The organism is Microcystis flos-aquae FACHB-1344, from assembly GCF_014698375.1.
In the GTDB taxonomy this organism is placed as follows: Bacteria; Cyanobacteriota; Cyanobacteriia; order Cyanobacteriales; family Microcystaceae; genus Microcystis; species Microcystis aeruginosa.
In genome coordinates this window covers 1-13,299 of the sequence record NZ_JACJSW010000127.1, presented here as the reverse complement: position 1 = coordinate 13,299, position 13,299 = coordinate 1, and the positions used below count along the sequence as shown (strand labels likewise).

Genomic DNA, 13,299 nt, shown 5'->3' with positions numbered 1-13,299 from the left:
GAGACGATAGAAAATACTGTCCGTTTTCACTCAATTTTGTCCCTCAATGACTTCTGGTACTTGTTCAATATCTAAGTCTAAAGTTTGGGCAATTTGTTCTACACTTAATCCTAAAGCCAATAAACGGGGAATAGAGTCTAATTTAGCGGTTAATGCTCCTTCCTCTCTGCCTTCCTCTAAAATATCTTGATAGATGACGGATTCTCTCATAATCTCACTCCGAAGGATTTTTTTAATCGTCTCTCGATTTAATACTAACCCAGCGAGAATACTGGTGGTGGCAGCGAGATTGCTTTGCACCTGTTTTTCGGGGATAGTTTCTAAAGAACGGGACACCTGACTTAACACCTGTTCGGGGTCATCGGTATTGCTGAGGACGGCAAAGGGTAATAACTCATTGTTCGCTTAATTTTTTAAGGGAAGGGTTTTAAAATTGCTGTAACCTTTATCCTGTATGCTTTTTAGCGAATAAGGTAAGCGGAACATGCCGAGATTGCGATCGCCAATTGGCTCGTTCAAACCCTAGGTATTTCTACAAAATGGAGACGCACCGGGTTGAATCTACCTATTGGGGATTGTTTGGGACAGCAACAATCAAAATACTTCTGATTTGCGAGCGACTTAACCTGACCGGAAAGATATCCGTATAATCTAGACCAGCTGCTCTGGTGCCATAATCATTTTCCACTTGGTCCAATAAATTTTGATTGAGAGGCCATTGTCTCATGTTTCCACCTAGTGCGGGACCATTCACCGGATATTTAACGCTTGCAGCCGTATCTAGAAGCATTTGATCGTAGGTAAAAGCTAAGACTCTATCCAATAATTCCTCGTTGGTATAAGTGAAAGCATGATCATCTTTCATGGGATTGATCATTTGAAAAACGTCAAATCCTTCATCTAAAACCATCGCTTCTTCCGCACTGAATCCATCGCTCATAATTAGGGTAATCCCTTCTAGGGTATTGCCAATTCTTCCCGATAATCCCGAGGAAGCAAAACAGATAATTCTTTGACCGGACATTCCCAAAATTCCGAAAGGATAGATGCTCTTGGGAAAGTAAATTTCTACCGTATCTCCTCCGGGGTAAGGAAAATATTCTCCTGCCCGACGCGGAGAAAAATTAACTTGTTTAAAGTTATTTCGCGTCAATTCGTCAGCGACAGCAGGATCACCCAGATTGATCTGCAGAAAACCGCCGAGAGGATTTAACTGAGTTTCTACGATAATCGGTCCGTTTAAAGCGGCACGCCTGGCATTCAAATCGCCGTAGAGTTGATATTCCCCCAAGTTAATTTTATCAATACCCTGCCTCCTAAAATTCCCCGCACAGGGAATTTGATAAGGCAGGCAAAAAATATGGCGTACATCTTGGAATCGATCGATAGCAGTAAATAGGGGAACCACATCACCTTGTTGAATAATAGTTTTTCCCCCTAGGGCAAACTCTAAAAATGGGGCGATATTATGTAAATCAGGATTGTATCCAGGTAGCGGTCTTAAAAAAGCATCATATTTGCGGGCCACCTTCGGATCGTTAATCTGTATTATATTTGCGCCTCCAGCCATAAATTTTAAATCCAAAAATTCATAACGATGGCCGAGGTGTGTAGCCATAGCATCACACCATTTGACCAAACACCGATAGATGCGCTGATTGATCGGTTCTTGATAGCCTCCGGGGAGAAACATTCCACATAATTGATTTTGCAAGGATTTTATGTAGTAATTAGGGCCAAGATAGGCAAGATGCCACGGATTCATCGTTAGATCCCCGCAACCTTGGGCGCCAATAATTAGCCAATCCTGTCCTCGCTGAGCGCAGAATTCTTTGAGATGATGATAAAGTGTCCAAGTACCCGCTCTCTGCTCGTAAGCATTGGTCGTAGAGTCTAGGCCAGGAATAGCAGTTCGAGTAAGTCGAGGAAACATTATATCCTGCACTGCATGAGGATCCTGCATTCTGGGGGAGGTTATACCATCTCGTTGAATGCCGGGGCCTTTTTGATAGTCTGGAGTCACGGACACAAAGAGCTGCTCTTTTTCCGTGTCTAGAGTCAAAGAACCAGTATTAAAAACTTGATGTTTCACCATAATACCCCCTGCTTGTCTAGGTGTGGCAGTTGCCGCTAGACAAGTCAATTAGCCCTAGGCTATCTGTTTTTTAAATCTCAACCTCGCTGACCTGAAGGGGAGTGGGGCTTTATATTTTTTTCCTGAATCTATCAGAAAGCCTAGCATTTATCGTATTACCATACTTAAATTATAGTTTCCCGGAGGAAGTCAACTCTCGCCTCAATCCTTAAGAAATCCTCAAGAAATCCTTTCCCCGCTCTCGTTTCTGAATTGCCAAGAATTGCGTTAGAATTAAAGAAATATTACAAGTGGTTGACAAAAATGAGTAAGCCTGATACACAAGCCATTGCCCTCCAGTTAGAAAGTAGCAATTCTAAAGATCGTCTGCTGGCCTTGGCATCCCTGCGAGAAGTGACCCCGGAGGAAGCTGTACCCTTGATCAAAAAAGTCCTTTATGATGAAATGCTGCCAGTGCGATCGATGGCTGTCTTTGCTTTGGGAGTCAAACAAACCGAGGAATGCTTTCCTATCCTAGTGGATTTGTTAGCCAATGATGCCGATTATGGCATTCGCGCCGATGCTGCCGGGGCCTTAGGTTATTTAGAAGATATTCGCGCTTTTGAACCCCTACAACGGGCTTTTTACGAAGACACGCAATGGTTAGTCCGCTTTAGTGCCGCCGTCGCTTTGGGCAATTTGGGCGATATTCGGGCTAAACAGGTGTTATTATCGGCTCTCGATAGTAACGAAGCGGTTATTCAACAGGCCGCTATTGCCGCTCTTGGGGAAATCAAAGCAGTGGAAACCGTCGAGAAGCTTTTAACCTTTGTTAACTCTGATGACTGGTTAATCCGGCAGCGATTAGCGGAAGCTTTAGGCCATCTTCCGGCGGAAAAAACGATCGCAGCCCTAAAATTTTTGGTCAAAGACGAACACCCGCAAGTGCGCGAAGCGGCCCGTTTATCCTTGCAAAAATTGGCCAACGTCTAGGTATAGGATAGAATAAATAATCTATTCTTCCAGAGCGATCGATCTTTGCCTACAGCCATTCATGGACATTCAAGAATTTATTAATCTCTGTGCGGGTAAATGGTTTTCTCAGCGTACCAGTTATCAATTAGCTGCCCAAAAAGTTGCCAATAATAAAGCAGAAATCACCATCGATTTGCTGGCTGCCGATGCTGCCGATGTGGTGCAATTATGTTTAGAAAATAACTGTCAGTCCCAGGCCAATCTTGGGGGATGGAAAGCGACTTGGGATAATTCCGTGGACTATGGACAACCGAAAAAAATCAGTTCTAGCTATTTAGTTTGGCTACCCTCAGAAAATTCTTGGCAAGGAAAATTAATCACATCGGACGGTAAATCGGCAGTGCTGGGAGAATATCATCTCAGAAGCGATCAAGCTTTAACTTTAACCATCGAGGATAATCACCATCGTATCGAGGAAAGAATCTGGTTTGCTAGTCCTAATCTGAGATTGCGTACCAGTATTATTCAGTCAGCCAATGGCGATCGCCAGACGGTTTTCTATTCGGAAATTCGCAAAATGGTTGCTTCTAAGTAGCTGCCATCCCCAATGTCTGAGGTGGGGAAGACAGGGTTAATCTTCCACCACTCCAGTCAAATCCTCCTAACGTCGGCCGCGTCTGCTGCTGCCGAAACCACTACGACTAGGGGTACGTCGGGAACCGGAGGAACCGAAACTAGGAGAACGTTTGACAGTATCAGATTTACCCGAATTCTTCAGGGTACTGGAACCATAACCAGAACCACTGGGTTTTGTGGTGGTGGTGCTGCTGCGATTGGGACTAGAGGAAGTATTACTGGGATAACGACGTAAATTGCCAGTAGACCGGAGAGTTTGCCGATTTTTGACCGCCGGAGGTGGACTATTATGTTTAGTCCGGTATTGATCCACTGCCTGATTATAGGTGGAACCGTAACCACCAAAACCGGTCATCACACCTCCCGGAGTATAGAGGGGAGGAACGTAGTATTGAGGACGAAAGAGCAAACTACCCAAAGCTTGACCAGCAACAGCACCGAAAAAAGGACTCCAAAAACTCGATTCTTGTCGAATCACTACGGTTTCCTGTTGTCCGGTTTGGGGATTGTTCCGCACTTCCGTGACATTATGGACATACTCAATTTTAAAATCTTCGGTCATGTACAGGGTAGCCTGATCACCGTTGATTTCTACTGCGGTTTTTTCCCCTTTAGCGATAGCTTCATCGCTTAATCTAGCCATTTGCAGGTTAGTGCTGCGAAAGAGGGGAGAAGTCCCCCCAGGGGTGTTTAAGAGCATTAAGGTATAAGTGCCATCTCCGTCATCGTAGGTAGCTTGTTGCACCTCGTAGCGACCGCTACTAACCTGATTGGATTCTTGTCTTACACTACTGTTATTAGCTGACGGTGACTGAGTTTGATTTGATGAGGAACCACAGGCCACCGTTGTGCAACAAAGGGTAAGAATTAAAAGGATTGTCGTTACTTGGCGCAGCATAATGGCAAAATTAAGACTATAAAGGCAGCAATTCGGGGAAATTGAGTAATAGCTGCTCATTGGTCAATTCATCTCCCAATTGAGCAGGAGAAAAATGTACCTGAATCGCGCGCAGCCGACCTTGGTAGTGGAGGTTAATTATTGATTTTAAACCATCTTCCAGGGCCTCTCGATCGGCTAGGCTAGTTTCTAAAGCAGCACTCTCACCCTCGAATGCTATTGTGATCATAACAACTAAGTTATCGGTGACGGGTAAAGTTAAGGGTTCCTTTTCCCCCACTTCCAGAGACACCGATTCACTTAGGTATCTGGCCGCGGAATCGGTAAACAGTTCGTTAAGGTAGTCTCCCGCTTCCCCCTCATTCCAAAAAACATCGCCCTCATTAGCTATAGAAAACCAATAGAGGTTCATCTGCAGCAGATTTTGACAAATTTCTACTAAACCCTCTCCCATGACCTCTAAATCGCCTTCGGAATCGATCGCCTCCCGGCCAGTACGATTAAGAATACCGATCAGCGGTGCGATTTCTTGGCCGTAGAGATGCAAAAATAAGCGACAGACCACATAGCGAGTTTTACCCGCAAATTTCTTGAAGCGATCGCCTAAAGAACTCATAATCTATCCAGTGATAAAGTAAACAGCCAAAAAAGCCCTCAGCTTTTATTTATTTTGCCATTTTCTAGGCCCCTATGCCTTGATGCCCTGCTAACAGTCTATAATTACTTAGAATCATTTTGGTGTGAGCAAATGGCTGTCCAACTGCAACAAGCTTTAGTGGTTGCTTCCTATATCTTGAAACAGCGTCTAGCAGGAAAAAAGCGTTTTCCCTTAGTTTTAATGCTAGAACCCCTATTTCGCTGTAATTTAGCCTGTACTGGCTGCGGTAAGATTCAACATCCCCCGGAAATCCTCCGCAATCATCTCACCCCGGCAGAATGTTTCGCAGCGGTGGAAGAATGTGGGGTTCCCGTGGTTTCCATTCCCGGGGGCGAGCCGCTTTTACACCCAGAAATCGATGAAATTGTCAAGGGGTTAGTGGACAGAAAAAAATTTGTCTATCTGTGTACCAATGCCCTGTTATTGGAGAAAAGCCTGGATAAATTTACTCCTTCACCCTATCTTACTTTTAGTGTCCATCTGGACGGTTTAAAAGCACATCACGATCGCTGTGTGGATCGAGAGGGAGTATTCGATAAGGCAGTAAAAGGGATTAAAGCGGCGAAAGTGAGAGGTTTTCGGGTTACTACTAATACCACGGTTTTTGAAGGCACAGAGCCGCGAGAAATGCAGGAATTTTTCGATTTTCTCGCTACTTTGGGCATCGATGGCATGATGATTTCCCCCGGTTATAGTTATGAGTGGGCCCCGTATCAAGATAGTTTCTTGAAACGGGAGCAAACTAGAGCTTTATTCCGAGAAATTCTCTCACCCTGGAAATCAGGCCAGAAAAAGTGGAATTTTAACCATAATCCTCTCTTTCTCGATTTTCTCATCGGTGAACAGGACTATGAATGCACTCCTTGGGGTAGTCCTAGCTATAGTCTTTTAGGATGGCAAAAACCCTGTTATCTGCTCAACGAAGGTCATTACAAAAGCTTTCGGGAACTTTTAGCAGAAACCAATTGGGATAACTACGGTCGGGCCAGTGGCAATCCGCAATGTGCCGATTGTATGGTACATTGCGGCTATGAACCGACCGCAGCCATGGCAGCTTTTAAACCGGCTAATATGAGACGTGCCATGCAGAGTTTAATCGGAGTCTAATCCTAAACTGATTCTAACCAGACGGCGGGGACTTGACTAGGGCGATCGGGTAATTGCATCCATCCCATTTCGCACAGACGAATTACCGAACTTAATTTTTCTACCAAAGCGGGATCAAAACGAATCCCGCTATAATTTTGACAGCGCTCTAGGGCCTCTCCTAAATCTAGAGCTAGTCGGTCGCCTCGCGGTTGAGTTAATTCCTGAAAATAGGCGGATAATCCTAAAATTCGCGACTCTAGGCTGATTTCTTCCCCTTTTAAGCCGTTGGGAACCCCGCTACCATCCCAGTATTCAAACTCATGGTAAATAATCTGTTGAATTGGGGCTAATTCGGGCATAGTTGCGAGTAATTGTGCGCCTAACACCGATCGATCCCGCCAAAATAACGCATTTGCTCCCTCTAACTGACTGGCACGCTGTCTAAAAACTTCGATCGGAGCCTCCGCTAGACCGATGCGGTATAATAAACCTGCTAATCGTAAGCGTCGTAATCTCAGGGTGGGTAAATCGAGCAATTGTCCCAACATTTCCGCTAAAGCGGCCACCTGTAGGGAAGCAAGGGGATTATCAATATCTCTTTCATCGACCTTTTGAGCCATTCTTAGAAAAGCTTGCAGTTTATTAGCGGCCAAATTTTTATTTAAACGGGATGCTTGTCCTTCTAAGTCGCTTAATTCTCGCGTTTGTCTGCTGACGGTGACTAACTGCTGTTGACTGGTTTGCAGATAGGTGACAATGCGAGAGACTACTCCCGTTAAATCCGTGGGAATGGGATTAATATTTTGACTAATTTCCTGCTGTTGTCTGCTTAAATCGGCCGCTAGACTGGGATTATAAGGATGCAGACGCTCAATTAAGATCCTAGCGGCTTTTTCGACTAAATCGCGATCGAATGTCCATAAACCGTAGAATTTTCGCTCCGTGTCTATTTGGGGTTGACTATCGGACCGGTATTCTTCCGGGGATAACTCATGACAGAGTACCATGGAGGCGTAATCGGGGGAAAGAATGATTAAATTCCACTCATTAACCAAACTATCGCTATTATCTAAGTTCACTAGCGAAACATTCTCTAAACTGCCGGTTTTATGCTCAGAAAAACCACTATCGGCCACGGCGGCGATCGCAATATGACGAGAAGAGCGAGCGATATCTAAATAGCGCTCAGCTTCCTGTAAATACCATTTTCCCTGTTGAAAGGTGACTAAGACCAGTGGTTTATTTGTACTATCTGGGCTGCTAGTTTGCAAGATATGATCTTCAAGAGCATGACAGAGGGCCACAAGGGTATTCTTAAAATAGACCCCGTAACTGCTGGGTAATCGTCCCGATGAAGCTCTTTTTAACTGTTGTAAGCTGGATTCTACGGTCATAATTTCCGAATATTAGGGGGTTGGGGAAATGGGGAGAAGGGAGAGGGGAGAAGGGAGAATAAATAAAAGCAATCTCCTGTCTCCTGTCTCCTGACGACCGGCTCCTGACTGCCTCAAAGGGGTTTATTCTACCACCCAGGGAGTGATTGCGGGAGTCCAATTAGCTAATTCTGCATCGCTAAACCAGAGACTAACTTCATCTTTGGCCGTATCTGGACCATCGGACCCATGGATAAGATTGCGTCCGACACTAATGCCAAAATCACCGCGAATCGTACCAGGTTCAGCATTGAGGGGATTAGTGGCGCCAATAATTTTTCTAGCGGAGGCAATTACTCCTTCTCCTTGCCAAACCATGGCCACCACGGGGGAGGAGGTAATAAAATCGACTAACGAACGGAAAAAGGGTCTTTCCTTATGAACAGCGTAGTGTTTTTCCGCTAATTCGCTAGAAACCTGCATCATTTTCAACCCAACCAGCGTAAAACCTTTAGTTTCAAAGCGTTGAATAATTTCCCCCACCAGATTGCGCTGCACACCGTCGGGTTTAATCATTAAGAAAGTGCGTTCCATACTGCCTCTTAAAATTTAGTCATCGAAAAATTGCGTCCGAAACCCAGATTAACCCGGAATGGCATCCTAGAGAATGGCAGAGTTTTCGCTTAAATTGCTGAGTTAGCTTGCTGTCCGATTTAGCTAGGGTTTGCGGCAAAAAGTTTTTCGTGGGGTGTGGGGTGTGGGGTGTAGGGTTTTACCGATTTTGAGGTAGTCAGTTACCTAATTTTCAGGGAAAAAGTCCAGGAATTTTACCCCCGATCCCTCCAATGGTCGGCACTTTTTGAGGAAAAAAAGTCTAAAAGCCTTATCCAACAAGGTTTTTAGATTTATTCAGCAGCCCCTAATTATCCTAGTCGTTGATTCTGTTTTCGATTCTTATCCCCCAGAAAAAATATGGTAAAAAATGTCGTTTCTTTTCTTTTTGTTACCGTGGACAAAAATTATACAACCTCAGGGATAAAACTCATGATTGAAATTAATGATTATGGAAAAAAATACTCTTATCTGGTTAAAATTTCCTCTATTTATGTTAAGGGAAGATGGTGAGCAAATTACTGAATCAAAGGAGAAGGGAGATGGAGTTTTATCCTTTGTACTAAAATTACCAATAGGCAGGTTAAATGCAGTACAGCTTATTAACAACTCTAATTAATCTTCTATTAATATAACTTCGGTTGACGGAATTGATAAACATCAGCGATCACCTGTACCCAACCATTAGCAACAGATTCTAATAATCGCTCGCCTTTTTCTTTACTTGCATTAGTAGCATCTCCCATCACTCCACTTTTAGTTAATTCCTTAGTTAACCAAGCAAAGGGTAATTTTCCCTCCATAGTTAACAAACTATTTTCTGGCAAACCTTGAGGATATTCTCGGACGGCCCGCTCAATTTTTACCTGTTCTGGCAGTAATGATAACATCATGCTAGTTTCCACATCTCCTGCATGAATACCGTATTCTAATTCATATTCCGAGAATAATTCAGCCGCATTGTGGGGAACTCGCCAAGTGAAAAAAGGAAATACTAAAAAATCGGGATATTGTTGATGAATATCCCTAGCGGCAATTTCCATAACTTGCGGTTGCCCACCGTGAGAGTTCATTAATACTAACTTGCGAAAACCCGAACGATAGAGACTTTCAGCTATCTCTTGAATGAGGGTTAATAAGGTGGCTGCCGAGAGGGTAATCGTACCGGGAAAAGACCAATGTTCGTTAGATTTTCCGTAGTAGAGACAGGGTAAAGCGAAAGCGGCGATGTTTGTATCTAATTTCTCGAAAGCTTTGCCTAAAACCCCTAAACTAATGGCAGCATCGACGGCAATAGGTAGATGGGGTCCGTGTTGTTCGATCGCACCGATGGGTTGAATAATTACCACATTTTCCTTATCTGGCATTGAATCTATATCTGTCCAAGTAAGATAGGGAAAATAACGATGTGGGGGAATAAAACCGTGCATCATAATTTTATTGGGGGTGAGGGATTATGCTTGGGGGAAAAAATTACTGTTTATATTGTAATTTTATCACTAATTCTTGGCAAGGTGGCCAATCGTCAACTATCGAGACTATGGAGAGCATCAAGAATACCTATAGGGCCAGACGAGGAAAAAGAAAGAGTCGAAGCGGAGCGAAAAATAAGCGTGGCAGCATTGGCCAAGAACAAAACCGCATCGGAAATCAACCCTTGTCACCGAAAAACTTTTCCAAGAGATTCCCCCTGACAAAAGAAAAACCGACCTTTGTGACAAGGTCAAAGAATTTTGTGGACATCAAGAGTTGAGTCAGAAACTAGGAGCAGATTTTTATTTTGCTACTCCTTATCATTTTTGGGAAAGAGGATTAAACCCAGGGTAAGAGCATCTTAAATCCTTGACAAAATGAACTTTATGTGGTTTTCTTCCCCATACCCCACACCCCAACAAACTTTTTGCCGCAAACCCTATGTAACCCTAAAGTTTTATTTACCTTCTCCTACTACAGATTGATAAAATCTTTCTAGACTTTCTACAGAGGTTCGATCGTTAAATACTGTATCGATATTCATTTTAGTATAATCTTTGATTGTTTGTCGCCATTGATTATCTAAACCTAAACGGATAGCAATTTCAATATAGTGATTTTTATCCGTAGCAATTGTATCAGTTATTCCTAATCTTTTCAAGATAGCATAGGAATGTCGGCCGCGCATAAATTCCCCCGGACAGGTAACAACTGGAAGCTGACAGGCAATTGCTTCTAAGGTGGTATTTCCTCCCGACCAACTTAAGTTATCTAAATAGATGTCTGCTAATAAGTTAAGCTGAAAATAATCATTTTGTTCTAGCTGTGGCATCATTACCCCGTAATTTTGCCAATTGAGTCCATACCTATTAAAAGCTTGACTTAATCTCGACTGAAAGCAATGGGTCACAAATTCGCTACGATGGCAGATAAAAATAAATTGGCTGTTGGGAACTTGTTTGGCAATTCTAGGAAAAATATCGTCATTTTCTGGCAGATATTTAAATAAACTTTGACAGTTTAAGTAGATGATTTTATCCTCGGCTAATCCCATCTCTAAACGAGTTTTCCTCTGGGGAGGAAGGGAAGGTTTGGCATAGGCAATACCTAAATTAGATAAGCGAATTAATTTTTCACTGTAGTGATTATCTCCCTCCACAGGTTCCATTAATTCACTGGAGATAAAATAATCAATGGTTGGTAATCCTGAGGTGATTGGATGTCCCCAAGTTACACATTGTACTGGAGCTAAACGCAATCCTGCTAGTTGGGTAGTACGAGCATCCATACCAATATCTAAATAAACCAGAATATGTAACTGATTATCTAAAATATGTTGGGCAATTGTTTCCATATTGACCAGATTATCAAACTGATAAAAATAATCACTTTGCTCTTGATATTCTCTCGTAAAATTATCGAAGGTGTTATTAATATCTATTCCATAACAATAAATTTCAAATTGTTCTCGATTTCGCCACTGCAACCATCCTTGAAAGAGTTTCGCTACCGTGTGATGACGCAAGTGAGCAGAAATATAGCCAAGGCGAATTTTTCCCGTAGGCATGGTTAGGTTTTTCACCCAATTAGGAAAGTTAACCGAGGCAATTTTATAAACCAATTCTCCATATTTTTTTTGTAGTTCTAAATCATTTTTGGCTTGATATTGAAGATAAAAATTAGTTCTTAATCCAATACTTTTCCAAGCCTCCTGTTGTTGATTAGTACTGGTTAAATCAAGATTGGATAAGATATTATCTAACCGTTTCTCGTAGTTTGATCGATACAGCATAATATCTGCTTGAGTTGTGTAAACTATCGGCATTAACCGCATTAATTCTAACTTCAGGGATAGGTGATCGGGAAGATACTCTAAAGCTGATTTAGTTGCTTGAATTGCCACCTCGATCGGATAATTATTTTGTAGTAACCAAATTAGGCGCAAATGTAAATCAATATTTTCTGGATGATAGGCAATGCCTTTTTTATACACTTCTAAAGCTTGTTTTTCTTCTTTAAGAATGAGATGGCAATGGGCGCAATTTAAATAAAAATTGCTGTCCTCTATTTTAATTGCTAATAATTTTTGATAATAGTTTAATGCTAATTGATAGATTTTTCTTTGATAAAAATAATCACCTGAGTAAATATCGGCAATTTGTTGGTCAGCTTGCAGAATTTCCCAAAGGGAGAGATTTTGACTAATTTCTCCTCTATCTCCTGCCAGTTGTTGGGCAGTTTTATAAGCATTTTTTGCTTCTGTCCAAGCTTGTTTAACTAAATAGACATTGCCTAAATTGATATAAAAAGGATAAAAATCACCCTGTTTATTAATTCCCTGCTGATAGAATTTTTCGGCTGACTCTAGCTGCCCTAATCGATAAAATAAATTGCCCAGTTTATTATAAGCATCGACAAAATTAGCATTGAGATCAATCGCTTTTTGATAAGCTGATAAAGCTGTATCTAAACGTGATTGTTTTTCTAGCACCATGGCCATGGTATAATGATATAAGGCTTGATTTTCCTCTAATTCTATGGCTCGTGCTAAACAGTTAAAAGATTCTGTTAGTCGGTTAATTATATAGTATAAGTATCCTAAATCGTGCCAGATGTAAGCTAATTGTTCACGCCAAGATAAAATTCTTAAGTAAAAGTCCTCAGCTAAAGTATATTCTCGCCGATTAATTGCCTCTTGCACCTCTTGAAGACAGGAGTTTATCGCAGTCAGCGCATAATTTTCTATCTCTTCATCCCCTTCTATTTCCTCTAATTCTAGCCACTGAAGATAGATTAATTTAGCTTGGCCAAACTGCCAGCAATCGAGATTTCTAATTATCTCTTTTTTGAGGAGCATAATTAAATCTTGACTAGACTCTGATTGTAATAGCCAAAATAACCAAATTTCTTGCGCTGTTGCTTGCTGCTCTAGCAGCAGATAAGCTAATCCCAGATAGGGATAATAATCAGTCACTTCCGGATGAACCGCGAGCGCTTGTTGACAGAATAACAATAATTGATTATAGTCTCCCGATGCTAACATTAGCTCGATCGCTTGTTGGTGATTACTGTTGATCATCGAAAATTTGGGTCTGAAACCCCGTCGTTCTACGACGGCTTTACTGTTAAATATGAGCATCGTTTACGAAATATATGCTAGAATGCGGGATATGGAAAAAGCCTATTCGTTTCGATTTTACCCGACACCAGAACAAGAGTCGCTATTGCGGCGCACATTGGGCTGTGTAAGATTAGTTTACAACAAAGCTCTCCACGAACGAACACAAGCATGGTACGAAAAGCAAGAAAGAGTAGGCTACGCTCAAACTTCTTCAATGTTGACCGATTGGAAAAAGCAAGAAGAATTAGACTTTCTCAATGAAGTAAGCTGTGTACCTTTACAACAAGGGTTAAGACACCTACAAACAGCTTTTACTAATTTCCTTGCTGGTCGTACTAAGTATCCTAACTTTAAGAAAAAACATCAGGGAGGAAGTGCCGAATTTACCAA

12 protein-coding genes and 2 pseudogenes are annotated in these 13,299 nt (G+C 42.1%); 6 read left to right on the top strand and 8 right to left on the bottom strand.

Features of this window, described 5'->3' with window-relative positions:
• Window positions 1-30 precede the first annotated feature (30 nt).
• Window positions 31-393 (bottom strand): annotated as a pseudogene (locus H6G48_RS10980) (RpnC/YadD family protein); the annotation flags it as partial.
• A gap of 172 nt (window positions 394-565) precedes the next feature.
• Window positions 566-2,095 (bottom strand): hypothetical protein, encoded by a 1,530-nt coding sequence (locus H6G48_RS10975; protein WP_190721677.1) that lies wholly within the window; start codon window positions 2,093-2,095, stop codon window positions 566-568.
• Window positions 2,096-2,398: 303 nt separating this feature from the next.
• On the opposite strand from H6G48_RS10975, the gene H6G48_RS10970 reads away from it, so the two are divergent.
• Window positions 2,399-3,067: a HEAT repeat domain-containing protein gene (locus tag H6G48_RS10970; protein WP_012267935.1), complete on the top strand. Its 669-nt coding sequence runs from the start codon at window positions 2,399-2,401 to the stop codon at window positions 3,065-3,067.
• A gap of 61 nt (window positions 3,068-3,128) precedes the next feature.
• Entirely contained in the window at window positions 3,129-3,644 is a 516-nt protein-coding gene (locus H6G48_RS10965; protein ID WP_190721675.1) for a phycobiliprotein lyase, read from the top strand.
• Between the two features lie 66 nt (window positions 3,645-3,710).
• Here the strand turns inward: H6G48_RS10965 and H6G48_RS10960 are convergent, their stop codons facing one another.
• Both H6G48_RS10960 and H6G48_RS10955 read right to left on the bottom strand, forming a co-directional pair.
• Complete coding sequence (locus tag H6G48_RS10960; protein WP_190721672.1) at window positions 3,711-4,643, bottom strand: hypothetical protein; 933 nt, start codon at window positions 4,641-4,643, stop codon at window positions 3,711-3,713.
• On the bottom strand, window positions 4,600-5,199 hold the full coding sequence (locus tag H6G48_RS10955) for a DUF1517 domain-containing protein (protein WP_190721670.1): 600 nt from the start codon (window positions 5,197-5,199) through the stop codon (window positions 4,600-4,602). Before H6G48_RS10955 ends, H6G48_RS10960 begins: the two co-directional genes overlap by 44 nt.
• Window positions 5,200-5,331: 132 nt before the next feature.
• Here H6G48_RS10955 and hpnH point away from each other — a divergent pair, with 132 nt between their 5' ends.
• Window positions 5,332-6,348, top strand: coding sequence for an adenosyl-hopene transferase HpnH (hpnH, locus tag H6G48_RS10950; RefSeq protein WP_190721668.1), 1,017 nt, complete (start codon window positions 5,332-5,334; stop codon window positions 6,346-6,348).
• A 2-nt stretch (window positions 6,349-6,350) separates the two neighbouring features.
• On the opposite strand, the gene H6G48_RS10945 is transcribed toward hpnH, so the two are convergent.
• A complete protein-coding gene (locus tag H6G48_RS10945) occupies window positions 6,351-7,724 on the bottom strand; it encodes an HD domain-containing phosphohydrolase (protein ID WP_002796380.1) in 1,374 nt (457 codons plus the stop codon).
• Between the two features lie 123 nt (window positions 7,725-7,847).
• Window positions 7,848-8,297, bottom strand: a complete 450-nt coding sequence (ndk, locus tag H6G48_RS10940; protein WP_002780036.1) for a nucleoside-diphosphate kinase — start codon at window positions 8,295-8,297, stop codon at window positions 7,848-7,850.
• A gap of 469 nt (window positions 8,298-8,766) precedes the next feature.
• Between ndk and H6G48_RS10935 the strand changes: the two genes are divergently transcribed.
• Complete coding sequence (locus H6G48_RS10935; protein ID WP_170915340.1) at window positions 8,767-8,934, top strand: hypothetical protein; 168 nt, start codon at window positions 8,767-8,769, stop codon at window positions 8,932-8,934.
• 7 nt (window positions 8,935-8,941) lie between these two features.
• Here the strand turns inward: H6G48_RS10935 and H6G48_RS10930 are convergent, their stop codons facing one another.
• Complete coding sequence (locus tag H6G48_RS10930) at window positions 8,942-9,748, bottom strand: creatininase family protein (RefSeq protein WP_190721666.1); 807 nt, start codon at window positions 9,746-9,748, stop codon at window positions 8,942-8,944.
• A 171-nt stretch (window positions 9,749-9,919) separates the two neighbouring features.
• Between H6G48_RS10930 and H6G48_RS10925 the strand changes: the two are divergent.
• Window positions 9,920-10,133: pseudogene (locus H6G48_RS10925) on the top strand (IS30 family transposase); the annotation flags it as partial.
• Window positions 10,134-10,245: 112 nt separating this feature from the next.
• On the opposite strand, the gene H6G48_RS10920 reads toward H6G48_RS10925, so the two are convergent.
• Entirely contained in the window at window positions 10,246-12,867 is a 2,622-nt protein-coding gene (locus tag H6G48_RS10920) for an O-linked N-acetylglucosamine transferase, SPINDLY family protein (RefSeq protein ID WP_190721664.1), read from the bottom strand.
• 91 nt (window positions 12,868-12,958) lie between these two features.
• Here H6G48_RS10920 and H6G48_RS10915 point away from each other — a divergent pair.
• Window positions 12,959-13,299: RNA-guided endonuclease InsQ/TnpB family protein (locus H6G48_RS10915; protein WP_190721679.1), on the top strand; the 341-nt coding region annotated here is incomplete at its 3' end.